Consider the following 26,769-nt stretch of genomic DNA (forward strand, 5'->3'; position numbering starts at 1 on the left):
TTCTCCTTCTATATATTTATGAATCGTATCTTGTCTCAGACTCTCTCTGCGACCAGGCTGCCCATCCGGGCCGTTCCGACCTTCCGGGTCCCTTCTGTGTAGATGTCGCTGGTGCGGTAGCCATCCTTCAGAACCTTCCGGACGGCATTCTCAACCGCGTCTGCTGCCTCATCCTCACTGAGCGAATAGCGGAGCATCATCGCTGCCGACAGAATCGTTGCCAGCGGGTTCGCGATGTCCCTGCCTGCAATGTCCGGTGCGGAGCCGTGGCTTGGCTCGTAGAGGCCGAACGACGTCTCGTTCAGCGATGCGCTCGGAAGCATTCCGATCGAACCGGTAATCATAGAGGCCTCGTCAGAGAGAATGTCACCGAACATGTTCTCCGTGAGCACGACATCGAACTGGGACGGATCGCGCACAAGCTGCATCGCGCAGTTGTCCACCAGCATATTCTCCAGTGAGACATCCGGATAATCCTCTGCAACCTCCGCCGTCACCTTCCTCCAGAGCCTGGAGGAATCCAGAACATTCGCCTTGTCGACCAGTGTGACCTTCTTTTTTCTCTTCTTCGCGACCTCGAACGCCTTGACCGCGATCCTTCTGATCTCCGGCTCAGAGTACGTCAGGGTATCGGTGGCGACGAGGACGCCGTCCTTCTCCACCGTCTCCCGCTTTCCAAAATAAAGCCCGCCTGTCAGCTCTCTCATGATCAGAAGATCAAAGCCCTTGTCGGCAGCCTCCTCCTTCAGCGGGCAGGCTCCCTTCAGCTCATCGTACAGCCACGCCGGTCTGAGATTGGCAAACAGCCCGAGCGCCTTGCGGATGCCGAGAAGCCCTGCCTCCGGGCGCCTGGAAGGCTCCAGTCTGTACCAGGGTGACGTCTTTGCGTCCCCGCCGATCGATCCCATCAGAACGGCATCAGACTTCTTCGCGATCTCAATTGTTTCCTGCGTGAGCGGGACGCCGTAGCGGTCAATCGATGCGCCGCCAAGCAGGACAGGGGTCAGATTCAGATGAAAACCATATTTCTTTCCTGCAGCTTCCAGAACGGCCACCGCCTCCCGGACAATTTCCGGGCCGATTCCGTCCCCTTCAATCACTGCAATGCTGTATTCTCTCATGTCTGGTATCAGTTCCTTTCTGTCTATAGTCAATGTCACCCGCTGAATTTCATCCTTCCTTCGCACGAAAAACGCGATTCGCGGCGACATTTTCACAATAGTAAAATATTTTTTTATGTTTTTCAACCACACCTGAAAATAATATGTTATAATATCGCAAGAATTCCAAAATTCTATGGAGGATACGAAAGAATTTAAGGAAGAGGTACACATATGGACAATTTGGATTATCAGATTCTGACTGAACTCAAACAAAATGCACGGCAGACAGCGTCCGATATCAGTAAAAGCATCCATCTCTCGGTCTCAACCGTCATCGAGCGGATCAAGAAGATGGAGAAGTCCGGCCTGATCGAATCCTATACAGTGATCACGGACGACACCAAGCTTGGCAACGACATCACGGTTCTCATGGAAGTCGGGATGGAGCACCCCAGATACAACGATGAGTTCATCGAACACATCAACAAGGATCCGAACATCATCGCCTGCTACTATCTGACGGGCGAGTTTGACTTCATGCTGAAGATCTGCTGCAAGAGCTCCGACCATCTTGAGCAGATTCACAACCGGATCAAGGATTATCCGGGCGTCCGGCTGACGAGAACGCACTATGTACTGCGCACTGTCAAGAACATCCACTCTTCCGGCTTTGACGCAGAGACCATCGCTCAGATCAAGTGATATGTGTCTTCAAAAATTGAGAAAAGGGGAAGCAGCCGCGGCAGCTGCTTCCCCTTTTTCTATTGCCTTCTTTTTCTATAGCCTTCTATTGTCGTTTCGTTTCCGTATGCGTCTCGATCCAGGAGAACAGCTGCGTCAGCCAGCGCATGACGGTCACCTGTGCCAGTGCAAAGACCAGGCACAGCGCCCAGGCCTTCAGGGAAAGGCTCTTCATCTCAAACAGACCTGAGAAATAGTCCGATGCGACCAGAAAACCGAGCACACATCCAACGATCACGGCAATCCGCCATCTGTTCAGCGGCTGCGCGGTTCTGAGCAGGATCAGGAAACCGACGAGTGCCATCAGATAGGTGCTCGCGGTCGATACATCTGCCTGCGAGATGTGGAAAAGCTGTGCAAACAGCACCATCGTTGCAATCGAGAAAAATGAAGTCAGTGCAGGCGGCATCGCGCCGAAGAGGGTTGTCCGGATAAAGCTGCCATGCTGCTTTTTTTCGTTCGGCTCAAGGGCGAGCAGAAAGGCAGGCAGGCCGATGTTGAAGGTCGATATCAGGGAAACCTGCGTCGGTCTGAGCGGATACATGAACGTCCCGATGATGGAAAATACCGCCAGAAGAAGCGAGAAGATGTTCTTGTAGAGGAACAGCATCGCGGACCTGGTGATGTTGTTGATGTCCCTCCGTCCCTCCAGGACAATGTCATGCATGTGCGAGAAATCGGAATCCAGCAGGACGACCTGTGCCGCCTGTCTGGCCGCATCGCTCCCGCTCCCCATCGCGACGGAGCAGTCTGCTGCCTTCATCGCGATGATATCGTTGACGCCGTCTCCGGTCATCGCCACCCTTTGACCCTTTGAGCGGAACGCATCGACAAGCGCCTTCTTCTGCTCCGGCTTCACACGTCCGAATACAGCGTACCGGTCCACGGCGTCTCTGATCTTCTGATCGGTGTCAAGGCTGGCCGCATCCACATACTGGTCTGCGTCCGGAATTCCCGCCTTGCCTGCCACCTTCGACACTGTGAGCGGATTGTCCCCTGATATGACAACGACGCGGACGCCTTCCTCCGTGAATCGCTGAAATGTCTCCTGCGCATGGTCCCGGATCTCATTTTCCAGCGCAATGAACAGAAGCGGCCGTGCCTTCTGGCCGCTCCCCTCGGAAAGAGCCAGCACACGCTTCCCCTCCATCGCCCTCTGGTCGATCAGGGCCTGGTTCTGCGCAAGTGTCTTCTCCGAGAGCAGATATTCCGGTGCTCCCAGTCTGTAGAGGGTGCCGTCCGGAAGCCGCACCTCCGAATACTTGACCGACGAGTCAAACGGCTGAACCTTGCTTCCCTCCAGTGTGCCTCTCCTCGGAACGGCCGCACGGATTGCCTCCATCGTGATGTTCGCATCCGGCACCGTCGAGACATAGGACGCCAGAAGTTCCCTGGCATCCTTTCTCTCTGCCACAGCCTCAGCCTCTCCCTCCGCAGAATGCTCCTTCGCGCCTGCTTCAGATTCAGAGGAAACGGAAGCGTCTGGCTGCTCTGATCGGACTGCAGGGTCAAAGAATTCCGTCACCTTCATGACATTGCTCGTGATGGTGCCGGTCTTGTCAACGCACAGGACATCCACCCGCGCGAGGGTCTCGATGCTGTGCATGTCGTGCAGCATGACCTTGCCGAGCGCAAGCCTGGCGGCACTCATCGCCAGCGCCACGGTGACGAGGAGATAGAGTCCCTCCGGAATCATGCCGGTCACCGCGCTGACCATGGACGGAACGGCGATATGAAACGGATGTCCGTTCACGGCCATTCCCTGATACAGAAGGAGTCCGCCGACCGGGATCACCAGGATGCCGGCGATTCGGATGATCATTTCCACATCGTGGATCATCTCGGAGGGCGCTTCCTTCGCCTCCCTTGCCTTTTCTGTCAGCTTTGCCGCATAGCTGTCCTTACCGACATGCGTCAGCTTTGCCAGAAGCCGGCCGGATGCAACGAAGCTTCCGGACTTCAGCTCGCTTCCCTCGCTCTTCTGGATCTCATCCGACTCACCGGTCAGCAGCGACTCGTTGACGCCTGCGTATCCGGAAATCACAACCGCATCCGCAGGGATCTGCTGGCCGCTCTCCAGCCGGATCACATCCCCCAGGACCAGCTTTCCGGAGGGCACCTTCACATCCTTTCCGTCCCGGATCGCCGTGTATTCAGACACGTCCAGAAGCGCCAGCTTGTCGAGCACATTCTTCGCATAGAGCTGCTGCACAATGCCAAGCGCTGTATTGGCGATGATGATCGGGAGGAAGGTCAGACTCTTGAAGGACCTTGCCACGACCAGGAGGATGGCCAGCAGCAGAAAGATTCCGTTAAAGTACGTGAAAACATTCGACATGACGATGCTTTTCACGCTGCCCGTCCCCTCCTGAGGAAGCTCGTTTCCCTGTCCGGACAAAAGAAGCTGCTCGGCTTCCGCCGAAGTAAGCCCCTGGCCTGTCTTCCGGTTCTCTGTCATCCTGACCGTCCCCCTGTTTTCTGGCTGCTGTTTTCTGGCTGCTGCTTTCTGGCTGCTGTTTTCCGGTTACTGTTTTCTGGTTACTGTTTTGTACTGTTTTGTGGTTGATGTTTGCTGTTTTCTGTCTGCAGTTTTCTGATATGTGCCTGTCAGCCTGCAGCGGTTCACACCCGCAGGCTTCTGCCTTCCAGATAGTAGCGCTTCTCATTCGCATGTCCCATCGAGAAGGTTTTTCTCGGAAGGGCGCCGTCCGCGGCAACCGCCGGGAACAGGCGGTGTTTATCCATGGAAGGAAGAAGGAAGCCCGCATTCTCCTCCAGGGAAGCCAGCTCCGACACAGTCTGCTCCCCATGGATGTAGTCGATCCGGACGCCTTTTGTCCTGACAAGCTCATCCAGTGCTGTCTGGAGGGCTCCGACTTCAAGCCCGGAGACCGGATGATCGATCACCAGCATCCGGCGCGTGCCGCCGAAAATGACCGGAATTCTGTAGCAGTCTGTCCGCGGCGTACACTGAGCGCCCTCACGGCCGGCCGCTCCCGCTTCATCAGACTCTTCCGCCAGATAAGCGTCCGGGTTCTGCTTCTTCAGAATTTCGACGGTCTTTCTTACGATCTCCTCACCCGTCAGCTTTCCTTCGCCGAACAGGACGCGGTGGATCGGCTCAAACACGATGCCGTCATCATGGACATTCTCCAGCTCGCAGAGCGCGTATCTGGCCGGATGATTCTCCAGCTCCTGCGGGGTCAGTGTCTGCTTGATCTCCTCCCAGGCCGCCTTGGCTGTCGCAAGGGAGTGATTTCCATCCCCCATTGCCATGAGGAATTCCTTTCCTTTTCCGAAGCGCTCCGTCGACTTGTCATAGAGCCTAGAGAAAGCCTCCTGCACGCCGCCAAGTTCCTCCTTCGGGAAGAAAGTCCCCGTGATATGGCCTCCATCCAGCATCAGATCTGTTTCGTATGCCACCGTCCCTTTCTTTTTTGCAAGCGGCTCGATCACCGTCTTCTCCGGATCGTCGATCAGGATGATGATATGCGGAAGCTCAACCGGTGCCCCCCGCCGGATGCGGAGCCTCGGCGGGATCCGCTCCGTGATCGTGCGCTCGGTCGCGCGGATCAGGGAGGTGGAGCCTTTCGTATAGTCGTATGCCTCCAGATCGACTGCGATGACCAGCCCAAGTCTCGTCCGCCCGGCAGCCGTCCGCTTCACAAGCATGCAGCCCTCCGGCAGGGTTCTGAGCACGCCGGTTTCTTCATACTGTTTCATATGGCTCCGGATCTGCCGCGTCAGCTCCTCCTCCTGAGGCTTTCCCAGGTAATATTCCGGCAGGATCATCCGCAGCGTAGACGGGGAAGTGCCGACGATTCTGTCCGCCTCCTCCCAGTAGGCTGGCTCAGAGGTGTACTGATCGCAGGCGACAACCGCCCACTTCTCGTAATCTGTCCCTTCCTTTGGAAGCTGGATCCTCGGGATCCTGAGTCCCATCTCACTGAATGCATGCATGCTGTCGTCCTCCATCTCATTGTTTGTGATGTCTCTGGCATGATATCAAGAAATCCGTCTCTTCCGGGCCGGCTGACCGGCGCAGCCCGAAAAGACGGATTCCGATGTCTGCATTGTCTGCATACGCTGCGGGGTCTGAGACAGTCTGACTGAATCCTGATGCCGCCTGACCCTGCAGGTATGCCACGGCACATTATGCCTGTTCTCTCGCGAACTTCTTCATAAAGTCGACAAGCGCCTCGACGCCTTCATACGGCATCGCATTATAAATGGATGCGCGCATGCCTCCGACAAGGCGGTGTCCTTTCAGATTCGTAAAGCCTGCCTCGACAGATGCAGCGACAAACTTCTTGTCCAGCTCATCGTCGCCGGTTCTGAACGTGACATTCATCATCGAGCGGCTTTCCTTCTGTGCCTGTGCCTTGTAGAAGCTCTGCGAATCGAGGTAATCGTACAGAAGCGCGGCCTTCTTCTCATTGCGCTTCTTCAGTTCCTCCAGCCCGCCGATGCTCATGATCCATTCAAGCACCAGCTTGCAGACATAGATGGACCAGGTCGGCGGTGTGTTGAGCATCGAATTCTTCTCCGCCTGCTTGCCGAAATCCCAGATCTTCGGGCAGATCGGCTGCGGGTTCCCGATCAGATCGTCTCTCACGATCACGACGGCGAAGCCGGCCGGGGCCATATTCTTCTGCACACCTGCATAGATGATGCCGTACTTTGAGACATCGACCGGTTCCGAGAGAATACAGGATGAAAGATCCGCAACCAGCGGAACACTGCCTGTCTCCGGAAGCGTATGCCATGCGGTTCCGAAGATGGTGTTGTTCTGGCAGATGTGAACGTAATCCGCCGCCGGGTTGAGCGTCAGCTCGTCCTGAGAAGGAATTCTGGTGAAGTTCTCGCTCTCCGTGGATCCCGCGACACGGACATCCTTCATGTACTTCTTCGCTTCCTTGTACGCGTTGTTTGCAAAGTTGCCTGTGATGATATAATCCGCTGCGCCGGTCTTTGAGATGTTCAGCGGAATCGCTGCAAACATGCCGGTCGCACCGCCCTGGAGAAACAGAATCTTGTAGTTGTCCGGAATCGACATGACCTTGCGCAGGTGGTCAAACGCATCGTTGATAATCTTGTCATAGACCTTTGAGCGATGACTCATCTCCATGACGGACATCCCCGAGCCTTCGTAGTTCAGAAGGTTCTCCCGTGCGGACAGGAGTACCTCGTCCGGAAGGATCGATGGTCCTGCTGAGAAATTGTAAACACGATTCTCGATCATAACATTCCTCCTTTTTACTGAAAACTGAAACAAGTCTACACCATCTGTCACAGCCTCTGCAACTGATCGCAGGCCCCCGCTCCCGGGACTGCCTGCGTTGATCCCGCTTTCATCTTCATCGCCGGCATCCGGCAGCAGCAAATACAGCCAGATACCGGCTGCTGCCAGGGATGGACGCCTCCCGGCTGCTCTTCGGCCTTTTACAGCTCCTTCAAAAGTCCGGTCGCGTCATTGAATTCGTTGATCAGCTCATCCATCTCTGCTGCCTGTCTGTGCACGGCATCCCAGGTTCCCTCCGGATCATACCACAGAGCATCCAGCTCCTCCTTCGTCTTCCCCTGCTGCTCGACCCAGGTGTAGTACTTCAGGTTGTGGATGCGCTTCCTGTCGTAGTAGGACAGCTCCAGCATATGATCCGTCTTCTCGTCCAGGATATGGCGGCAGTGGTCAAGCTTCGCCTCCGTCTCGCTGTACGGCCCGTACATCTGGTTGAGCTCATCGACTCTCGACTGATACATCACCGCAGAGTCGGTCAGGACGGTACCCAGCACATCATGCTCTGTCAGCTCATAGTACTTCGCCATCTTGATGCAGCACAGCAGATTCGCGATGCCGGATATGCCGAGCCAGGTCAGCTTCTCAACCATCGTATCATCCAGTCCAAGCTCCTCCTTCAGGTACTTCTGTCCCTCCGGCGTGTTGAAGAGTCTCAGCAGCCGCTGGGAGTCCTCATCATCGATGTCGATGACCATGTCGGTATTGCGGACATTGTGAATCCACGGAACATGCTTGTCACCGATTCCCTCGATGCGGTGACCGCCGAATCCGTTCTCCAGAAGGGTCGGGCACTGAAGCGCCTCTCCGACCGCAAGCTTCGCCTTCGGGTACAGCTCCTTCAGCCGGTCTCCTGCTGAAAGCGTTCCTGCTGATCCGGAGGTAAATGCAGCTCCTGCAAACCGGTCTCCCGGCCGCTTCACGGCTTCAAACACATCCGCAAGCGCATTGCCGGTGACATTGTAATGCCAGACGACATTGCCCATCTCCTCAAACTGGTTGAAGATCATCATCGACGGATCCTGCTTCAGCTCGTTTGTCTTGTCGAATATCTCCTTGACATTGGACTCGCAGCCCGGGGTCGCGATCACCTGTGTCGCGATTCCCTTCAGCCAGTCGAAACGCTCCTTCGACATCTCCGCCGGCAGGATGGCAACCGAATTGCAGGCCAGAAGGCGTGAATTGAAAGCTCCGCCTCTGCAGTAGTTTCCTGTGGACGGCCAGACAGCATTATGAACGGTGGAATCAAAGTGCCCGGTGACAAGCTCAGGGACAAGGCAGCCGTAAGAAGCGCCGACCTTGTGGCAGCCGGTCGGGAACCACTTTCCGACCATCGCGACGATCCTGCAGGGAACCCCGGTCAGGCTTGACGGAAATTCGATGTAGTTCGGGACGCTCTGGAAGAGCCCGCCTTTCTCCTTCGGCTCGTTCTTCCATGTGATACGGAAAAGGTTCAGCGGGTTCACATCCCACAGCCCGACATTCTTCAGCTTTTCCTGAATCTTTGCCGGAATCTTTCCAGGATCCTTCATCTCTTCGTAGGTCGGGAGAATGACGTTGTTCTTCCGCGCATTCTCGATGTTGTGTTTCAGGCTTTCCTTGTTGACTGAAAGATCGATCATAACGGCATACCTCCTGGGTGCGTCTCCATGCTTCCGTCCGGTCCTGCTCAGACGGGCCCTCAACCTGCCTGCTCAGGTTTCCTTTCAAAGGTTTCAAAGGTTCGGACTAAAATTGTTTTTTCCAGTATAACATGTTTTCATGTATGTTGTGATACACTATGCATAGAATATTTAAACAAGATTTCAGAGTTTTAACGAACCTATTTTTCGGAGGAGGATGCCATGTTTACACACGTCGATTTGAAATACAAATCCAGACAGGTTCCGAAGACCTCAGATCCCTATCTTTCGCTCATGTCGAAGGAAGAGGTCACCAAAGCCAGAAATTTTCACAGAACCTTTCCGCAGTATCAGGAGACACCGCTCCGAAACCTGAAGCAGATGGCCTCTTATCTCGGGCTCGGCACGGTCGCTGTGAAGGATGAGTCGTTCCGCTATGGCCTGAACTCCTTCAAGGCACTCGGCGGGGCATACGCGATGGGCAGATTTCTTGCAGACGAAGTCGGCAGAGATATATCGGAGCTTTCCTACAGCGTCCTGACGGACGAGCATTTTCTGAAAACGCTTGCCCCCTGTACGTTCTTTTCCGCAACGGACGGCAATCACGGACGCGGCGTCGCCTGGACGGCTCAGATGCTTCATCAGCGCTGCGTGATTCTGATGCCGAAGGGAACCGCGAAGTCCCGCTTCGACAACATCCGCGCGCTTGGCGCGGAAGTGACGATCGAAGATCTGAATTATGATGAATGCGTGCGGAAGGCTGCCCGGCTTGCGGAGGCGACGCCCCACAGTGTCATCGTCCAGGATACCTCCTGGCCCGGATACTTTGATATTCCGTCCTGGATCATGCAGGGCTACGGCGTGATGGCGGACGAGGCCTCCGGGCAGCTCGGCACGCGTCCGACCCACGTGTTCGTTCAGGCAGGTGTCGGCTGCATGGCCGGCGCTGTGACCGGCTACTTCTCTGCGCTCTATCCGGACAACCCGCCGAAGATCATCGTCGTGGAGCCGCACGCAGCGGACTGCATGTACCGGAGCAATGAAAAAGGGGACGGCTCCCGCGTCATCGTGGAAGGGGATATGGATTCCTGCATGGCAGGTCTTGCCTGCGGAGAACCCTGTGAAATCGGCTGGGACCTGTTCCGCAATCACGCAACCGGCTTCATTTCCGGGGAAGACCGGATGACCCTCCGGGGCATGCGGATGCTGGCCGGCTGTTTCAGGGACGATCCGCATATCACAAGCGGAGAATCCGGCGCCGCCACTTTCGGCGCCCTCGCGACAATCATGATGGAGGACTGCTACAGCGATATCCGGAAGGAGCTTGAGCTCGGGCCGGACTCCACCGTTCTTTGCTTCTCCACAGAGGGAGATACAGACCCTGTCCATTACAAACAGGTTGTATGGGAGGGTCTGGACTGACCGCATTAAAGACGCATGAAGCACAAAAAAGCAGAGGCTGCGGATTTTTCTCCGAAGTCTCTGCTTTTCCTGCATTCTTACAATTCTAATCTGTTTTCTCAAAGACGGATATCCCTCTTTGAGAGCTGCCTTTTCCTGAGGTCTGAGATCAGAAAGCGGTTCTCCTCAGGCTGCCTCCGGATATTTCTCGTAGAGCATCTTCAGAAGAATCGGAGTCAGAATCGAGCTGACGATGATCAGCAGGATAACGGCTGTGAAATAGGAGCTGGTCATCAGGCCTGCTTTCAGTCCGCGCTGCGCGACAATCAGCGCAACCTCGCCACGGGTCATCATGCCGACACCGATCTTCATGCTGTCGTGTCCGTTGAACCCGCACGCACGCCCCATCAGGCCGCAGCCGATGATCTTGCCGACGAGTCCGACCACGACAAATGCAAGTGAGAAAACAAGGATCGTTGTATCAAGCTGACGCAGGTTGGTCTGAAGGCCGATGCTTGCGAAGAAGACAGGTCCGAAGATCATGTAGGAATTGATATCAACCTTCCGCTCGATGTAATCGGACTCTCTGAGCGAACAGAGGATGACGCCAGCACAGTAGGCGCCGGTGATATCTGCCACACCGAAATATTTATCCGCAATATACGAAAGGGCAAACGCAAGTGCCACGCCCAGAATCGGGATTCTTCTTGTATGCGGAGAGCGCTTCTCCAGCTTTTTCATCAGCTGGAAGATGAAGTATCCGCCGACAAGGGCAATGGCAAAGAATGCCAGTGTCTTCAGGGCAACCACCCCGATGTTGTTGGACGGATCCTTCATGCTCATGACCGCGGTCAGGACGAGGATGCCGATGACATCATCGATGATGGCGGCGCTCATGATCGTCGTACCGACCGCCGTGTTCAGCTTGCCAAGCTCCTTGAGCGCCTGAACGGTGATCGAGACGGAGGTTGCTGCAAGGATCGTCCCGATAAAGAGTCCCTTCATGAATTCTTCGCTTCCGGGTCCTGCAAACCCATAGAAGCACATGTACAGAATGGTTCCGGCGAAAACAGGGACCGCAACGCCTGCAAGCGCAATCAGCGTTGCCTTCAGCCCGGATTCCTTCAGTTTTTCCATATCGGTCTCAAGCCCTGCCGAGAACATCAGCAGAATGACGCCGATCTCTCCCATGCCGGAAAGAAAGTTACTCTGCTTCACAAGACCGAATACGCTCGGACCGATCAGGATTCCGGATATGATCAGTCCTGCTACTTCCGGCATATGCAGTTTCCGTGCCACCAGGCTGAAAAACTTGCCGAAGACCAGAATAATGCATAGGTCTTTGAGTATTTCAAGTGTATCCATAAGATGCCTCCTCACTCATATCGTTGGTTCCGTCACTTCCGGAGCCTGTGCCGCATTCCATCATAGCACATGTGTGCAAGCCCCCTGTTGCAAAGCTCAAACACAGGCTTTCAGCATCGCCTGACGCGTCTTCTTCAAAAAAGGCGCGCCTGCATCTTTCTGCGGCGCACCTTCCATGGCATGACCTCATGCTGTTATACAGCATTACTGCTGCTCTTTCTGCTCTTTCTTCTCTTCCTTCGCTTCCCTGGCTGCCTTGTTTTCCTCGACGGCCTTCTCCTTCTCCTGAATTCTTGCCTGCTTCATGGCTTCCTTTGCCTCTCTTGCAGCGGCTCTCGGTCCCTTGACAGCAGCCTTTTTCGGAGCACCACTTTCCGTGGCCTTCTCCGGCTCAGAAGGTGCCGGAGCGGAGTCGGATGCCTTTTCAATCTCGGCAATCGCGGACTTTCTCATCGGAATGCGGCAGTTCTTGTTGTTGCCGAACTCCACGATGCAGTCCTCCTCATCGACAGCGATCACAATGCCGTAGAAGCCGGAGGTTGTGACAACCGTGTCTCCGACCTCCATCTGTGAAATCATCGTCTGCAGTCTCTTCTGCTCCTTCTTCTGCGGACGAATCGCGAAGAAGTACATCGCGCCGAAGATGATGACCATATAGATGATCATCATAAAAAGTCCGCCGCCGCCCGCAGCTGCGGAGCTGCCGCCTGCGGTCAGAACAGATACCGGTAAAAGAGCTGAATTCATGTTCGTATCCTCCTGCGTAGTCTGAATCAAACTTTTTTCATTTTACACAAATTCACAATCTGTATCAAGCATTATTCTGGCGGTCTCAGCAGTCCGGGGTATTATAGGCCTCGGTAAAGTCTCTGCGGAACTGCTCATATCGATGTTCGTCAATTGCGTTTCGAATCTCCTCCATCAGATGATTGTAAAAATAAAGGTTGTGCAGAACCATCAGCCGCATCCCGAGCATCTCCTTCGCCTTGAACAGGTGATGAATGTACGCTCTGGAATAAGACCTGCAGGCCGGACAGCCGCAGCCCTCCTCGATCGGCCGCTCGTCAAACATGAATTTCGCATTCAGCAGATTGATCTTCCCATGGTGCGTGTAGGCATGCCCGTGCCTGCCGTTTCGAGTCGGATAGACACAGTCAAAGAAGTCGACCCCACGGTAGACACCCTCGACAATGTTCAGCGGTGTCCCGACCCCCATCAGGTAGACCGGCTTGTCCTGCGGCAGATACGGAACCGTGCTGTCAAGGATCCGGTACATCTCCTCATGTGTCTCACCGACCGCAAGACCGCCGACCGCGTATCCGTCCAGGTCAAGCTCCGTGATCCGCTTTGCGTTCTCGATACGGATATCGTCGTACACTGCACCCTGGTTGATGCCGAAAAGCATCTGATGCCGGTTGATCGTATCCTCGAGCCCGTTCAGGCGCTTCATTTCCGTCTGACAGCGGACAAGCCAGCGATAGGTTCTCGCAACAGAATTCTCCACATAGCTTCGCTCCGCCTTCGAAGGCGGACATTCATCGAATGCCATCGCGATCGTGGAAGCCAGATTCGACTGAATCTGCATGCTCTGCTCCGGTCCCATAAAGATTCTGTGCCCGTCGATATGTGAGTGAAACGTCACGCCTTCTTCCTTGATCTTCCGAAGTCCTGCCAGAGAAAAAACCTGAAATCCGCCCGAATCGGTCAGGATCGGCCTGTCCCAGTTCATGAACCGATGAAGTCCGCCAAGCTTTTTGATCGCCTCATCGCCGGTCCGGACATGCAGGTGATAGGTATTGCTGAGCTCGATCTGCGTCCCGATGCCCCGAAGGTCATCCGTCGAGACAGCGCCCTTGATTGCGCCGACCGTGCCCACATTCATGAACACAGGAGTCTGCACTGTTCCGTGGACCGTGCGGAATTCCCCGCGCTTCGCGCGGCCATCCGTAGTAAGAAGTGTATAGTTTTTGCTCATGTCTGATTATTTCTTTCCTTTCCCTGACTTTTTTAGATGCTCCCGGCCTTCAGATATCCGCATCCAGTTCCACCGGGCAGTGGTCGGACCCGAAGATCTCGGTATGGATGTCTGCAGCCTGCAGCTTTTGATCGATTCTCTTGGATGTGATGAAGTAGTCGATACGCCAGCCTGCATTCTTTTCTCTGGCATGGAAGCGGTAACTCCACCAGGAATAGATGCCTGTCTCGTCCGGATGAAAATACCGGAAGGTGTCCGTGAATCCGGCATTGAGAAGCTCTGTCATCTTGTCCCGCTCCTCATCCGTGAATCCGGCATTCTTTCTGTTTGTCTTCGGGTTCTTGAGGTCGATCTCCTCATGTGCAACATTCAGGTCTCCGCAGACGATGACCGGTTTCCGCGCATCCAGCTTCTTCATATAAGCGCGGAAATCATCCTCCCATCTCATCCGGTAGTCAAGCCTTCTGAGACCGTCCTGGGAGTTCGGCGTATAGCAGGTTATGAAATAGTAGTCCGGAAATTCCAATGTGATCACACGTCCCTCATGGTCATGCTCCTCGATTCCGATCCCGTATGTAACCGCCATGGGTTTCAGCCGGGTGAAGATCGCCGTCCCTGAATAACCCTTCTTCTCCGCGTAATTCCAGTACTGAAGATACTCCTCCGGAAGCTTCAGATCAATCTGACCCTCCTGGAGCTTGGTTTCCTGCAGACAGAAGATGTCCGCATTCAGTTTTTCAAATGATTCTTCGAATCCTTTTCCCATGCAGGCTCTCAGGCCGTTCACATTCCAGCTGACTGCTCTCATAGATGCATATTCCCCTTTCCATCTGCCGGCTGCTGCCGTTATTTTTCACCATGCGTCCTCTCCCGAATCAATCGGCCGCCTTCTCCGCCAGGATCAGCTCATTTTGTATGAAATCGGCTGCCTTCCTGACCGCGATCAGCCCCTCTTGCATGCTCCTTCATCTTACCTTGACAGACCGGGTCTTTGAATACTTTCCATAGTACGTGACTCCGCGAAGGATCCGATATGGTCTGATCCGGACATAGTACCGTTTCTTTCCAGTCAGCTTCGAGATCGTCCTGCTGGTCTTCTTTGTCCAATAGGTCTTCAGGGTCCTGCCCCTGAACTTTTTGTTTCTGCAGACCTGAATTTCATAGCCTGCCGCATAGGAAACTTTCCTGAAGCGGATCTTCAGCCTCTTCTTCCCGGCAGACAGAGAACGGACGGCTGGTTTTGCCTTCCTGACCTTTGTGATCTTTTTCTTCTCGGTCTTTGTAATCCGGTAGTTGTGGATCGTCGATCCGCCCTGGTACCAGGAGGAGAGCGTCAGCTTGTTTGTAAACGGGTCATACAGCGCGTTCACGATAACGGTGATCGTCTCTCCGGAATAAATCGTGTTGTAAATATCCCCGCCTTTGTCCTGAATGATCTGGTAACTGTAGGTTCCAGGCTGAGTGATCCAGACCGGTGAAAATGTAAACATCCCTCCGGCGTTCGTCACGCTCGCGATTCTCTGCCCGCCAGCGTACAGACCTGCCTGAAACTCTCCATCCCTCGGATAACTGTTCTGGACACTGACGGGTGCCGACACGGTCGCGGCTGCAGCCTCCGGGTTGATAAAGTAATAGCCGGCCCGTCCATTTTCGTTGAACTGCAGGATCATCCTTCCGTTGTCAAACATGATGGACTCGATTTCTCGATGTGTCCCGTCAGATGAAGCCGGAATATAGTAGGTCTTCAGCAGGTTTCCGTAGAGATCGTAGATCCAGACAACATTGTCGCCCTTTCTGAAACGTCCATCCGGAACCGGCTCATACTTGGATGAGCGCCCGCCCTCACTGGCTGTGAAGTAAACAAGCCCGTTCCAGGTTCCGCAGTTCTGATAGATCAGGTTGGACGGGACATGAAAGGAGCTGATTTTCCTTGAGAAATCACCGCTGTACACGGTCGCTGTTTCAACGGAATTGGACCGGTTGCCCAGGAAGAAGACATCTCTTGTTTCATCATAGGAGATGGAATTGTAATACTGGCCGACCCGGATCCGCCGCTTCACTTTCAGGGTCGAAGCGTCCAGGACAATGATCTGGTATACCCCATCCGTCTTGACGGGCGTTGTGTAAATTTCATTTCGAGACGCGACATAGGTCATGTCGTTTGAGTGTCCCAGATTCGTATCCGCAAGCTGACTGGAGATCAGCGCATACGATGCCCTGTCCAGCAGGACAAGCGGGTTGGTCTTTCCGGCCGGCTTCAGGAAGGAGGAAATGACAAACCCGGGTGTGATGGTTCCGCCTTCAAGCGCCGTTCCATAAGGTCTTGAGATCCTTGTCAGATTTGTGAGGGAGACCGGTGTCAGGTCGGTCTGATCCACATCGACCTGCGGAACGAAGGTCAGCGCCGCAATCGGGTTCCTCTCTCCGCCTTCCTGACCATCGGCTGTCAGTTTCCAGGAAAACACCGGAATCTGAACCGGGTCAGGTGTTTCGATGTCACCGGCACTGTCAGTGCCTGTTTCAGTTTTGCCGTTTTCTTCCTTGCTGCTTTCATCCTTGCCGCTTTCTTTTTCGGCCTCGGGAAGCGTCTTCCACCCTGCCTGGTATGCCGTAAGGGTGAACGTCTTCTCTGCAAGCGGCTTGAAATGAGGAACCGCCACCTGGACAGAATAGGTTTTCGTCACGTCCTTATACGCCTTGGTCGAAGGATCCGGCTGTCCCATGTTCCAGTCAGATTTTACCGTGATCGGTTTCAGGCTCAGCACACCGGCCTCTCCTGTATCCCGTTTGACTGTGTCACTTGAATACACCTTCTGTCCGGTACTCTGGTCTGTGATTGTCACCGAATAGTGACTGATCGGGTTATCCGGAGCAGTTGACAGATAGGTGGCTGTCTGGGGATTCAGGCCGCGGAAGTCGAATCTGACTACAACCTGGATATCCGCCGAACCCTTTGTCTCGATGGAGACAGGACTTTCAGCTGCCGTCTCCTCTCTGACTGCCGCTGTCTCTGTTTCTGCAGACTTTTCTGAGGCCGGAGCAGACTCGGTCGATACCGGAGCAGACTCGGTCGATGCCGGAGCGGACTCAGTCGATGCCGGAGCAGACTCGGTCGATGCCGGAACGGACTCGGTCGATTCCGGAGCGGACTCAGTCGATGCCGGAGCAGACTCGGTCTCTGGCTCTGATTCCGATGCTTTTACGGTCTCGCCGGCAGATGTCTGTTCTGACTCAGTTTCCGTTGTCTGTACATCTGCCCAGGCGCTCCCGACAGTCCCTGCGGTCAAAACCGCTGCCAGCGTCAGAGCCGCCCATCTCTTCGTCTTCGAAAAATGGCGGTCAGCAGCCCTCTCCAATCTTTGCATTTTTGGCATTTCCTGCAATCCTTGCAATCTTTTCAATTCTCCCACGCCTTTCACGCTCCTGCCGCATTCATCGGGCAGGACATTCTATTCCCTGACAGATGTCAGAGTCCGGCAGCCCTCCTGCCATTCAGCTGTATATGTTATCAAATCTGTTCATGATGCTCAATACATTCACCGGTCTTTGTTGCTTCTCCTGCTCCTTCGGACTGTTGTATAATAGCCCATTGTGAATCAGATCATACACATATTTTTAATAAGAAGGAATTGTTGAGTTTTATGGAACAGAATACAAAGTTCGCACTTGGCGTTGACATCGGTTCCACCACCGTCAAGGTGGCCGTTCTTGATGAGAGCAAACAGCTGCTGTTTTCAGATTATCAGCGGCATTTTGCGGATATTCAGGGTACACTTGCCCGCCTTGTGAAGGAAGCCCGGGAGGCAGTCGGGGACGTGAAGGTCTCCCCGGTGATCACGGGCTCCGGCGGCCTTGCGCTCGCAGGAAACATGGATATTCCCTTCGTCCAGGAGGTCATTGCGGTCTCAACGGCCTTGAAAAAATATGCGCCGCAGACAGATGTCGCGATTGAGCTCGGCGGGGAGGATGCCAAGATCATCTACTTTGACGGCTCCTCGATCGACCAGCGTATGAACGGTACCTGCGCCGGCGGTACCGGTTCCTTCATTGATCAGATGGCTTCCCTTCTTCAGACCGATGTCACGGGTCTGAATGAGTACGCGAAGCACTATCAGTCTCTCTATACCATCGCGGCCAGATGCGGTGTTTTCGCCAAGACCGACATTCAGCCTCTGATCAACGACGGCGCGACAAAGGAAGACCTCGCCGCCTCCATATTCCAGGCAGTTGTAAACCAGACCATCTCCGGTCTAGCCTGCGGGCGTCCGATCCGGGGGCATGTTGCTTTCCTCGGCGGGCCGCTCCATTTCCTGAGTGAACTGCGGGCTGCCTTCATCCGCACGCTGAAGCTTGACGACGAGCATGCCATCATCCCGGACAATTCCCATCTGTTCGCCGCTATCGGCGCCGGTCTGAACGCTCATTCCACGATGGCCGTCAACCACTCGAAGGCGCACGAAAAACTTGCCGAGCAGCTTTATGAGGATGGGAAGCCCGTTACGGATGCGGATTCCGACCGACTGCTGAGTGAGCTGGAGAAGGAGCTGACGGACGGCGTTCAGATTCAGTTCGAGGTGCCGCGCATGGAGCCTCTCTTCGCCTCTCAGGATGAGTATGACGACTTCATCGAGCGCCAGAATCAGTATAACGTAGCGACGGAGGAGCTGGAGTCCTACAGCGGAAACTGCTTTCTTGGTATCGATGCCGGCTCGACAACAACAAAAGCAGCGCTCGTCTCGGAGGACGGCTCCCTCCTGTATTCATTTTACAGCAACAACAATGGCAGCCCGCTGAAAACCGCCATCCGGGCGATCGAGGAGATCTATGACCGGCTGCCTGAGGATGCCCATATTGTCTATTCCTGCTCCACCGGCTACGGCGAGGCGCTGGTCAAGTCTGCCCTGATGCTGGACGAGGGTGAAGTTGAGACCATCGCGCACTACTACGCGGCGTCCTTCTTCGACCCGGATGTGGACTGTATCCTTGACATCGGCGGCCAGGATATGAAGTGCATCAAAATCAAGAATCACGCGGTTGATTCGGTACAGCTCAACGAGGCCTGCTCCTCCGGCTGCGGATCCTTCATCGAGACCTTTGCAAAGTCTCTGAACTATTCAGTGGAGGACTTCGCGAAAGCGGCGCTGTTTGCCGAACACCCCTTTGACCTCGGGACCCGGTGCACGGTCTTCATGAACTCAAAGGTCAAGCAGGCGCAGAAGGAAGGGGCCAGTGTCGAGGATATCTCCGCCGGCCTGTCCTACTCTGTCATCAAAAATGCTCTCTACAAGGTCATAAAGGTTTCCGATGCCAGAGAGCTTGGACGCCACATCGTCTGCCAGGGCGGAACCTTCTATAACGACGGTGTCCTGAGAGCGTTCGAGAAGATTGCCGGCTGTGAGGCCATCCGCCCGGACATTGCGGGCATCATGGGCGCGTTCGGAGCCGGACTGATCGCGAGGGAGCGCTATGAGGAAGGGAAACAGACTTCCATGCTCTCGATCCGCCAGATCCGTGCGCTCCAGTATACAACACACAATGCCAAGTGCCAGGGCTGCACGAATCACTGCAGACTGACAGTGAACCATTTCTCCGGCGGACGGACCTTCATCTCCGGAAACCGGTGTGAGCGCGGAATCGGCAAGAAGAAGAATGCCGAAAACCTGCCGAATATGTATGATTTCAAGAATCATCTGCTTTTCGACAGGGAGGTTCTGCCGGAGGATGAGGCGGAGCGGGGAACGATCGGTATCCCGCGCGTGCTGAATATGTACGAGCTGTACCCATTCTGGCACCTGTTCTTCACGAAGCTGAAGTATCATGTCGTGCTTTCACCGGCAAGCACGCACCGGATCTACGAGCTTGGCATCGAGTCAATCCCGTCTGAGTCCGAGTGCTATCCGGCCAAGCTGACGCATGGTCACATCGAGTGGCTGATCGCGCAGGGTGTGAAAAAAATCTTCTATCCCTGTATTCCCTATGAGCGGAAGGAGTTCAAGGAGGCCGGCAATCATTATGACTGCCCGATCGTGACATCCTACCCGATGAACATCAAGAACAATGTCGAGACGATCCGTTCAAAGAACATCGATTTCATCTGCCCGTTCATATCTTTCGAGAGCCTGAAGACGGTCACGGAACAGCTTGTCGATGTCTTCTCCGACCTTCCGGAGCGGGAGGTGCGCGAGGCGGCTTCAGCTGCATGGACGGAGCTGGACCGCACAAGGCAGGCGGTCTATGCGGAAGGACAGCGGATCCTGGACTACCTGGAGGAGACCGGAAAACATGGCATCGTGCTGGCAGGGCGGCCTTACCACATCGATCCGGAGATCAACCATGGCATTCCGGAAATGATCAACTCCTATGGCATGGCTGTTCTCTCTGAGGATTCCATCTCGGAGCTTGCCCCGATTGACCGTCCGCTTCGTGTCCTTGACCAGTGGATGTACCACACGCGGCTCTACGGCGCTGCGGAGTTTGTAAAGCAGCGCGACAACCTGGATCTCATCCAGCTCAACTCGTTCGGCTGCGGCGTCGATGCGGTCACGACCGACCAGGTCGATGAGATCCTGACCGGCTCGGACAAGCTCTACACCTGCCTGAAGATCGACGAGGTCAACAATCTTGGTGCGGCGAGAATCCGGATCCGTTCACTGATCGCGGCCATCCGGATCCGTGAAAAGAACCATGCCACCCGGACCATCCGCTCCTCTGCGCAACAGACCGTTTCATTTACAAAGGAAATGCGGAAGGACTACACCATCCTGGTGCCGCAGATGAGCCCGATTCACTTCGGCCTTCTGGAAGCCGCCATGACTGCGAGCGGTTATAACATGGTTGTCGTCAATCCTCCTGAGAAGGACGCGGTCGACAAGGGGCTGAAATATGTCAACAACGATGCCTGCTACCCATCCCTGATTGTCGTCGGACAGATGATGAGCGAGCTGGAATCCGGCAAGTACGATCCGCACAAGTGCGCGATCATCATGTCCCAGACCGGCGGCGGCTGCCGGGCGTCGAACTATGTCGGCTTCTTCCGCCGGGCCCTGAAGAAGGCCGGGATGGAATATGTACCGGTCATCGCCGCATCGGTGCAGGGACTGGAGAGCAATCCAGGATTCAGGCTGAATTATGCATTTGCAAAGCGTGCACTTTTTGCCTGCGAGTTCGGCGACCTGTTCATGAAATGTCTCTACCGTGTCCGTCCATATGAGATTGAGCGCGGAAGTGCAGACAGACTGCACGACAGGCTGGAGAAGGAATGCATCGACTTTCTCTATTCCGATAACCCCTCCGGAAGGGATTACAGGCGCCTGTGCAGAAAGATCGTACAGGAGTTTGATTCCTTCCCGATCCATGAGGATATGAAGAAGCCGAAGGTCGGGATTGTCGGTGAGATTCTGGTCAAGTACTCTCCTGCCGCAAACAACCATCTGGTCGAGCTGCTGGAGCGCGAGGGTGCTGAGGCTGTCCAGCCGGAGCTGATGGACTTCATCCTCTACAGCCTCTACAATGAGAATTTCAAGTGTCAGAACCACTACGCCGGAAAGGCGACAACGGCACTCTGCAACATCGGCATCAAATTCGTCGAACACTGCAGAAAAACAGCCCGCGAGGCGCTGGATGCCTCCCGCCGTTTTAATGCGCCGCACCATATCCAAAGCCTTGCGGAGCGGGCGAAGGCTGTCATCTCGATCGGCAATCAGACCGGCGAGGGCTGGTTCCTCACCGGGGAGATGCTCGAGCTGATCGAGGAGGGCACGAAGAATATCGTCTGCGTCCAGCCCTTCGGCTGCCTGCCGAACCACATCATGGGAAAAGGCGTCATCAAGGAAATCCGCCGGCAGCACGCCGACGCAAATATCGTCGCCATCGACTACGATCCGGGCGCATCGGAAGCAAACCAGCTGAACCGCATCAAGCTGATGCTTTCAGCCGCCGTCCGGAACATGGAGGAGGAAGCGGCACTCGCCTGATACAAAAACAGTCGGACAGGGTAAAAACAAGATCATAACCTCAGGCAGGCATATGGCTCCGGGCATCAGCCCGGAGCCATATCTTTGCTTTTCTGTCTTTATCTTTCTGTCTTGTCTCTCTGTCTTTCTTACACGCATGTTTTTCAGCGCCCAGCTTTATCATTTCTTCTGATCTGCATCGGTGAGGCACTGTGCTGGTAATCGCAACGTACAATCCGGAAATGCTCCGCCAGATAGTACGCGCCTTCGTCGGAGACAATATATTTCGGATCCAGCTTCACTGTATACCGGAAGTAAGGCTCAAAGCGGCAATAATCCGGCGTCCTGGTCTTTCTCTTATAGCAGTAGTAATCAATGTAGGTTGCTTCATTTCCATAGGACTGCTGAAGCTCCCTTGAATTCAGCCTTCTGTAATCTCCATACGGAAAACGCCCGGTGTTGCGCTCTGTTTGCCCTGAAACAGAGACGTAGATATATGCCAGAATCCAGTCCGCGTGGCGGTCCTGTCGCTCAGGCTGCGCCTGCATGCGGGTCTTCCTCCCGGATCCTTCCGTTGGCACAGCAGGCTCTTTTGTATGTGAGGTGTCTCTCTGATCCCCGACAGTTGTCACGTTTTCTGCATCCGGCAGACTCTCTGCATCCGCTGCATGATCCACATCTCCGGACGCAGCCGTTCGGTTCTCCGGCTTTTCCGCCATCAGCTCGGCGATGCGCGTTGTGATGGGTGGTTTCAGCCGAATGACATAGGAGGCAAGATCGTCTCTTCTGATTTTGTAGAAAAAAGAACTCGCCAGATCCAGCTGCCTGCAAAGCTTCTCCAGTGTCATCATATGCGGCCTGTACCGCACGATCTTCCCAATCTGTTCTTTGTCCGGAAGCAGGAGCTTCCACTCCTCGTCCGTCCCGGTTCCCTTGTCATACAGATACAGGAGATTGTCAAGTAAGCCTTCCTGATCCCGGTCCCTCAGATCCAGGGGCAGGGCTGCAAGACTGTACTCATCCCGTTTCCCAATCCGCCTGTACCGCGACTCGATGAGCCTGCAGATGTAAAGCTCGGTAGATGTGTCTGCCTTCACAAACGGCTCCCCTGCTTTTGCCTCATTCCATGCCTTGTAGATCAGACTCAGCGGGAGATCGACATCCACGAGAAACGACGGAAGCTCCAGCGGTGCAGCGGCGGATGGAATATCCTTTTCCTCCAGCTTCTGCCGGATTTCTGCTCTGTCTGCCGCGTCAAATGTATTCACATAGCCGACCGGGAAACGTCCGTACCGTCCGGCTCTTCCCGCGACCTGCTTGACCGTCTGGGAATCCAGCTCTACTTCCCTGCGGTTGATATGCTTGACCGTGTCCCGGAAGATGATCCGCTCTATATTGTAGTTCTGCCCGATCGCGATGGCATCTGTCGCGACAAGGCAGTCCGTGTCGCCGCGCTCAAACTTCCGCGCTTCCTCCATTTTCACTTCGTAGGGAAGCTTTCCATAGACAATGGACGGATTCATGCCCTTTTTCTGGAGCCATGCCGCCATCTCATAAGCCCCCAGTCTTGAGAATACGATGTACGCATCGTTCTTTCTCGGTCCCCGGTACGGCTCCTCCTCGAACTTCAGCTCGCTTGTGCGGGTATGCTCGACCACCTCGTACGTATCCCCGCAGAGCGTGATCAGCCGCTTCGTGATCTCAAGTCCGCTGTATGCGCAGCAGACCTCCACAGAGGGAGCATTGACGCCGAGAATGGCATTGGTGTAAAGAGATCCGTCCTCCCCGGAAATCAGCTGACACTCATCAATCACAGCCATATCATAGCGATGACGGAAATCGAGCATCCCGATCGTCTCGGCAATATGGGAGGCTTCCGGTTTGATTTCCTTCTCCTCGCCGGTTGCAAAGCTGCACGGGACGCCATATTCCTCAATGACCGCCCGACCTTCATAGGCCAGCATTCTGAGCGGCGCCAGATAGACGCCGGAAGGGGCACTTGCAAGCGCCTTCATGGCGTCATGTGTCTTTCCTGTGTTTGTACCACCCACATGGATGGTGAAATGGCGCCTGATTTTCCTGGCGTCGCCGAACAGATCCGGAACGTGAGAACGCGCCACCTCATGGATCGAATCATACCGGTCCAGCATGGCCTCTGCTGCCTCAAACTGGTACTTTGCCGCACATGCATGAAGGATCCTTGTGTTCTGTCCGACGCGTACGGCTGTGGCTGAAATCACCGCCGCTCTGCCATAGCTGTCAGGAAGTGCTCTGATTCTGCCGACCAGCACCGGCTCCGGCCTCCTTCTGCGCCTCATCCCTCCCCGTTCAGGCTGCAGGTCCTCCTGAAGCCTTTCCGCTACCCTGGTACCGATTGTCCGGAGCGTCTGTCCTGAAATCCTCAGACGCAGTTTTTTCCGGAGGCTCCCAAGCAGCGTATCGGCAGACTTTCCCTGCCTCACCTTTGTCCCATTGAGAAACCCGGAAACCGGATCCGCCTCCAGCTGATGCCGGAATAGCGCCAGCGCTTCTGCATCTGATTCGATCGTCTGAAGGGAGCGTCTGCTGCCATCCCCATTCTCCATCCGGATATCATCGCTGTAGCTGATTATATCCGCCAGGACGTCTGCCAGCCGGCCTGCCTCCGTCTCAATCTGCACAAGCACATCATCAGGGATGCAGGCTTCGACATCCGATTCGCAGATTCCCTTGAACTGTTCTTTCATGTTTCGATCCACTCCGGCGGGTCTGCCCGTCTGATCATCAGGCGGCCTTCCTCATCTCTGCAGACTCTCAGTACGAAGTCAAACCGGTCGTGCGCCACGCAGAGCGGATAATCCTCTCTTGGAAAAATATCCGCCTGTGCCGGATCAAAGAACTGCTCCGCCCCATGATATCTCAGCCAGGCGATCTTCCCGTCGATATCATACACTTTCCCCCTCAAAAGGGCTTCGATATAACGCGCACAGATCAGGTCCTCGTTTGTACTTGTAAGGCCTGCCTTTCCCATCGCGACAATCGATACAACGGAAGGTTTCCGGAAACGGATATATGCCGCAACAGCCTTTGCATTCACAAGGCTTCCTGTTACGATCTCCTCCGCACCTGCCTGTGCAGCCGCTGCAATTCCCTGCGTGCCGGCGGATGTCGAATGGATCATCGCCTTCCCCCGGAAGAATGTCTTCGTCACATCATAAGGGGAATTCCCGAGATCGCAGCCATCTACCTTCGCCCCGCCTCTCTCGCCGAGAAGAACCGCGTCCGGATAACGTTTCTTCAGCGCAAATGCATCTTCAAGCCGCGCAATCGGCCATGACCAGCGTGCTCCTTCCGAGAATGCATAACACTCTGTGGTGAACGCACGGAATACATCGATGACCACCGTCAGCCCCTGCGCCTTTTTCGCTCCCTCCAGCAGTTCAAGTACCCTGATCTCCACGTTCTTTGTCCCCTCCCCGTTCGGCCTGATAGCAGGCAGCATTCAGCCTGCTGCATATTCCGGCTGGATCCCACGTTCCTGAAAGTATTCAAATACCTCCGGAAGCTTCATAGGTCTTCCGAAGTAATAGCCCTGGATTTTTTCACAGCCGATATCCTTCAGAAAGTCATACTGCTCCGCTGTCTCCACGCCCTCTGCGAGGGTGCGGATCCCGATCTCGCCCGCCATATGGACAACCGACCTCAGAATCTTCTGAGCCTTGTCCGTAAAATTTGACAGGAAGCTCATGTCAATCTTCAATTCGTCAAATGAACAATCCTTCAGAACACCTAGCGAAGAATACCCGGAGCCGAAATCATCCATCCAGACCTTGTACCCCAGGTTATGAAACTGCTCAATCAGCCGCCCGATCTGCTCTTTTCCCTCGACAAACGCACTCTCTGTAATCTCGATGTTGATAAATGATCTCGGCACATTATACCGTTCGAGGATGCTGTCAATTGTGCGTACCAAATCAGCATGCAGAAGATCCTTGCGTGAAAGATTGACAGACGCCGGAACCATGCTCCTGCCTTCATCCGTCAGCTTGCGGTAGTTTTTGCAGACTTGCTCCACAACATAAAGATCAAGCTGACAGACCAGACCGTTCTCCTCCAGCGCCGGAATAAACTGACCTGGAGAAATCATTCCATATATCGGGTCATTCCACCTGACAAGCGCCTCCGTCCCGCAAGCTTTCTGGGTTCTGGTCCGGATCACCGGCTGATAATAAACCTCTATCCACTCCTCCCTGAGGGCATTCTCGAAGCAGCGCAACACATGTCTGTGCATGGCAGTCTGCCGCATGATGTCATCCGTAAAATACACGACATCCGATGCTGTCTGCTCCGTAATCGAATCACTTGCCATCTTCGCCCGGTAACATGCAACAGAGAGACTCGTCCCGTCATCTCGCAGTATATAGGCTCCAACCTTCAATGGAAGGTTGTTTCCCTTGTTGATTTGATCTGTTTTTTTTAACAAACGCTCCAGTTTCTGATCTGCGTCCTGAAGCTCTGTGTAAACAACAAAATGGTCACTCTCGAATCTGGAGGATTTGTCCAGGCCAAATTCCTCCCGGATCAGGATCGCCAGCTCCTGAAGAAGGATGTCTCCCTCGTGGAATCCGAAACGGTTATTGAATGCCTTCAGATTCCTCATGTTGAAATACAGGATAAGAGGAGTCTTACCTGTCTTCCACATCTCCTGGATCTGCGGCCTTGCACTGATAAGGAAATGCTTCATATTCTGAAGCCCGGTCAGATCGTCATAATGACTTGTATGAGCGGTACTCTGCGCCAGAACGTGAGATTCAAGGGCGTGCTTCAACGTTGAGCCGACGCCCCCTGTGCTATCGATGGTATCTGTCTCATCTGTGTAGATAATCACAGCAAGGCGGTCATGCCCCATCATGATGTGCCGTCCTGTCCCATGGATGATATGATAACTGTCCTGATATTTGTTTTTATTCCGGTAGACGATATCATATTTGCCTGAAAGACCTTCCTGCATCGCAAAACGATACCCGGCCTCTTCAACTCTTGCCAGGTCTTCCGGATGTACATCACGGTACATGTCATTGTTCAGATATAAGAGGCCTTCTTTAATTGAATCATATCCAAAAAGTTTCAGCAGAGCCTCCGATACGACCAACGAATTGATTCTGTTATTCTGATACTGATACACCGCAACCGGAACCGGCATCTTTTCCAAAAACGCGCGTGTATCTGGCCCGAACTGGTATATTTCCATCTTTACCTTATCACTTTTCTTCTCATACGATATCCCCAACAGATGTTATTATATGCCAACACTTCAGCTTCGTGAAGTAAAACA

Annotated in this window: 15 protein-coding genes and 1 pseudogene; 3 read left to right on the top strand and 13 right to left on the bottom strand. The window is 54.4% G+C overall.

Annotation, left to right across the window (positions count from 1 at the left end; all coding sequences use genetic code 11):
• Window positions 1-35: 35 nt before the first annotated feature.
• Window positions 36-1,121 carry a 3-isopropylmalate dehydrogenase gene (gene leuB, locus ACTQ1N_RS04195; protein WP_441954926.1) on the bottom strand — a complete coding sequence of 362 codons (1,086 nt, stop codon included), beginning with the start codon at window positions 1,119-1,121 and terminating at the stop codon, window positions 36-38.
• A 213-nt stretch (window positions 1,122-1,334) separates the two neighbouring features.
• On the opposite strand from leuB, the gene ACTQ1N_RS04200 reads away from it, so the two are divergent.
• Window positions 1,335-1,805, top strand: a complete 471-nt coding sequence (locus tag ACTQ1N_RS04200; RefSeq protein WP_441954928.1) for an Lrp/AsnC family transcriptional regulator — start codon at window positions 1,335-1,337, stop codon at window positions 1,803-1,805.
• A gap of 85 nt (window positions 1,806-1,890) precedes the next feature.
• Here the strand turns inward: ACTQ1N_RS04200 and ACTQ1N_RS04205 are convergent, their stop codons facing one another.
• The 4 genes from ACTQ1N_RS04205 to ACTQ1N_RS04220 form a co-directional block, all read right to left on the bottom strand.
• Window positions 1,891-4,302 carry an HAD-IC family P-type ATPase gene (locus tag ACTQ1N_RS04205; RefSeq protein WP_441954930.1) on the bottom strand — a complete coding sequence of 804 codons (2,412 nt, stop codon included), beginning with the start codon at window positions 4,300-4,302 and terminating at the stop codon, window positions 1,891-1,893.
• A gap of 164 nt (window positions 4,303-4,466) precedes the next feature.
• A complete protein-coding gene (locus ACTQ1N_RS04210) occupies window positions 4,467-5,804 on the bottom strand; it encodes a DUF1015 domain-containing protein (protein ID WP_441954932.1) in 1,338 nt (445 codons plus the stop codon).
• Between the two features lie 193 nt (window positions 5,805-5,997).
• Window positions 5,998-7,086, bottom strand: a complete 1,089-nt coding sequence (gene serC / locus ACTQ1N_RS04215) for a 3-phosphoserine/phosphohydroxythreonine transaminase (RefSeq protein ID WP_441954934.1) — start codon at window positions 7,084-7,086, stop codon at window positions 5,998-6,000.
• A gap of 200 nt (window positions 7,087-7,286) precedes the next feature.
• Window positions 7,287-8,762 (bottom strand): hypothetical protein, encoded by a 1,476-nt coding sequence (locus tag ACTQ1N_RS04220; RefSeq protein ID WP_441954936.1) that lies wholly within the window; start codon window positions 8,760-8,762, stop codon window positions 7,287-7,289.
• A gap of 222 nt (window positions 8,763-8,984) precedes the next feature.
• Between ACTQ1N_RS04220 and dpaL the strand changes: the two genes are divergently transcribed.
• The gene (gene dpaL, locus ACTQ1N_RS04225) at window positions 8,985-10,184 is read left to right on the top strand and encodes a diaminopropionate ammonia-lyase (protein WP_441954938.1); all 1,200 of its coding nucleotides are present in this window, start codon (window positions 8,985-8,987) and stop codon (window positions 10,182-10,184) included.
• Window positions 10,185-10,349: 165 nt separating this feature from the next.
• Here dpaL and ACTQ1N_RS04230 read toward each other — a convergent pair whose 3' ends face one another.
• The 5 genes and pseudogenes from ACTQ1N_RS04230 to ACTQ1N_RS04250 all read right to left on the bottom strand — a co-directional run bounded on the left by ACTQ1N_RS04230 (window position 10,350) and on the right by ACTQ1N_RS04250 (window position 16,868).
• Window positions 10,350-11,528, bottom strand: coding sequence for a cation:proton antiporter (locus ACTQ1N_RS04230; RefSeq protein WP_441954940.1), 1,179 nt, complete (start codon window positions 11,526-11,528; stop codon window positions 10,350-10,352).
• A gap of 411 nt (window positions 11,529-11,939) precedes the next feature.
• Window positions 11,940-12,197: pseudogene (gene yajC / locus ACTQ1N_RS04235) on the bottom strand (preprotein translocase subunit YajC); the annotation flags it as partial.
• A 163-nt stretch (window positions 12,198-12,360) separates the two neighbouring features.
• Complete coding sequence (gene tgt / locus ACTQ1N_RS04240) at window positions 12,361-13,503, bottom strand: tRNA guanosine(34) transglycosylase Tgt (RefSeq protein WP_441954942.1); 1,143 nt, start codon at window positions 13,501-13,503, stop codon at window positions 12,361-12,363.
• A 49-nt stretch (window positions 13,504-13,552) separates the two neighbouring features.
• Window positions 13,553-14,311, bottom strand: coding sequence for an exodeoxyribonuclease III (locus ACTQ1N_RS04245; RefSeq protein ID WP_441954944.1), 759 nt, complete (start codon window positions 14,309-14,311; stop codon window positions 13,553-13,555).
• A 157-nt stretch (window positions 14,312-14,468) separates the two neighbouring features.
• Window positions 14,469-16,868 carry a hypothetical protein gene (locus ACTQ1N_RS04250; RefSeq protein WP_441954946.1) on the bottom strand — a complete coding sequence of 800 codons (2,400 nt, stop codon included), beginning with the start codon at window positions 16,866-16,868 and terminating at the stop codon, window positions 14,469-14,471.
• A gap of 276 nt (window positions 16,869-17,144) precedes the next feature.
• Between ACTQ1N_RS04250 and ACTQ1N_RS04255 the strand changes: the two genes are divergently transcribed.
• Window positions 17,145-21,476 (top strand): acyl-CoA dehydratase activase-related protein, encoded by a 4,332-nt coding sequence (locus ACTQ1N_RS04255; protein WP_441954948.1) that lies wholly within the window; start codon window positions 17,145-17,147, stop codon window positions 21,474-21,476.
• A gap of 143 nt (window positions 21,477-21,619) precedes the next feature.
• Here the strand turns inward: ACTQ1N_RS04255 and ACTQ1N_RS04260 are convergent, their stop codons facing one another.
• Genes ACTQ1N_RS04260 through ACTQ1N_RS04270 form a run of 3 tightly spaced genes read right to left on the bottom strand, consistent with a single transcriptional unit; the run spans window position 21,620 to window position 26,685 of the window.
• The gene (locus tag ACTQ1N_RS04260) at window positions 21,620-24,181 is read right to left on the bottom strand and encodes a helicase-related protein (protein ID WP_441954950.1); all 2,562 of its coding nucleotides are present in this window, start codon (window positions 24,179-24,181) and stop codon (window positions 21,620-21,622) included.
• Window positions 24,178-24,936: a 2-phosphosulfolactate phosphatase gene (locus ACTQ1N_RS04265; protein ID WP_441954952.1), complete on the bottom strand. Its 759-nt coding sequence runs from the start codon at window positions 24,934-24,936 to the stop codon at window positions 24,178-24,180. Before ACTQ1N_RS04265 ends, ACTQ1N_RS04260 begins: the two co-directional genes overlap by 4 nt.
• Window positions 24,937-26,685 carry a bifunctional diguanylate cyclase/phosphodiesterase gene (locus tag ACTQ1N_RS04270; RefSeq protein WP_441954954.1) on the bottom strand — a complete coding sequence of 583 codons (1,749 nt, stop codon included), beginning with the start codon at window positions 26,683-26,685 and terminating at the stop codon, window positions 24,937-24,939.
• Between the last annotated feature and the right edge of the window lie 84 nt (window positions 26,686-26,769).

The sequence above is a fragment of the Porcincola sp. LCP21S3_C12 genome (assembly GCF_052118625.1).
GTDB lineage: Bacteria > Bacillota > Clostridia > Lachnospirales > Lachnospiraceae > Porcincola.

Excerpts from the sequence above, each read along its gene's own strand:
- ACTQ1N_RS04200 (WP_441954928.1), top strand. The coding sequence starts at position 1,335 with ATGGACAATTTGGATTATCAGATTCTGACTGAACTCAAACAAAATGCA.
- ACTQ1N_RS04270 (WP_441954954.1), bottom strand. The coding sequence starts at position 26,685 with ATGGAAATATACCAGTTCGGGCCAGATACACGCGCGTTTTTGGAAAAG.
- ACTQ1N_RS04245 (WP_441954944.1), bottom strand. The coding sequence starts at position 14,311 with ATGAGAGCAGTCAGCTGGAATGTGAACGGCCTGAGAGCCTGCATGGGA.
- ACTQ1N_RS04260 (WP_441954950.1), bottom strand. The coding sequence starts at position 24,181 with ATGAAAGAACAGTTCAAGGGAATCTGCGAATCGGATGTCGAAGCCTGC.
- ACTQ1N_RS04255 (WP_441954948.1), top strand. The coding sequence starts at position 17,145 with ATGGAACAGAATACAAAGTTCGCACTTGGCGTTGACATCGGTTCCACC.
- serC (WP_441954934.1), bottom strand. The coding sequence starts at position 7,086 with ATGATCGAGAATCGTGTTTACAATTTCTCAGCAGGACCATCGATCCTT.
- leuB (WP_441954926.1), bottom strand. The coding sequence starts at position 1,121 with ATGAGAGAATACAGCATTGCAGTGATTGAAGGGGACGGAATCGGCCCG.
- ACTQ1N_RS04230 (WP_441954940.1), bottom strand. The coding sequence starts at position 11,528 with ATGGATACACTTGAAATACTCAAAGACCTATGCATTATTCTGGTCTTC.
- ACTQ1N_RS04205 (WP_441954930.1), bottom strand. The coding sequence starts at position 4,302 with ATGACAGAGAACCGGAAGACAGGCCAGGGGCTTACTTCGGCGGAAGCC.
- dpaL (WP_441954938.1), top strand. The coding sequence starts at position 8,985 with ATGTTTACACACGTCGATTTGAAATACAAATCCAGACAGGTTCCGAAG.
- ACTQ1N_RS04210 (WP_441954932.1), bottom strand. The coding sequence starts at position 5,804 with ATGCATGCATTCAGTGAGATGGGACTCAGGATCCCGAGGATCCAGCTT.
- ACTQ1N_RS04265 (WP_441954952.1), bottom strand. The coding sequence starts at position 24,936 with ATGCTGCCTGCTATCAGGCCGAACGGGGAGGGGACAAAGAACGTGGAG.
- ACTQ1N_RS04220 (WP_441954936.1), bottom strand. The coding sequence starts at position 8,762 with ATGATCGATCTTTCAGTCAACAAGGAAAGCCTGAAACACAACATCGAG.
- tgt (WP_441954942.1), bottom strand. The coding sequence starts at position 13,503 with ATGAGCAAAAACTATACACTTCTTACTACGGATGGCCGCGCGAAGCGC.
- ACTQ1N_RS04250 (WP_441954946.1), bottom strand. The coding sequence starts at position 16,868 with ATGCAAAGATTGGAGAGGGCTGCTGACCGCCATTTTTCGAAGACGAAG.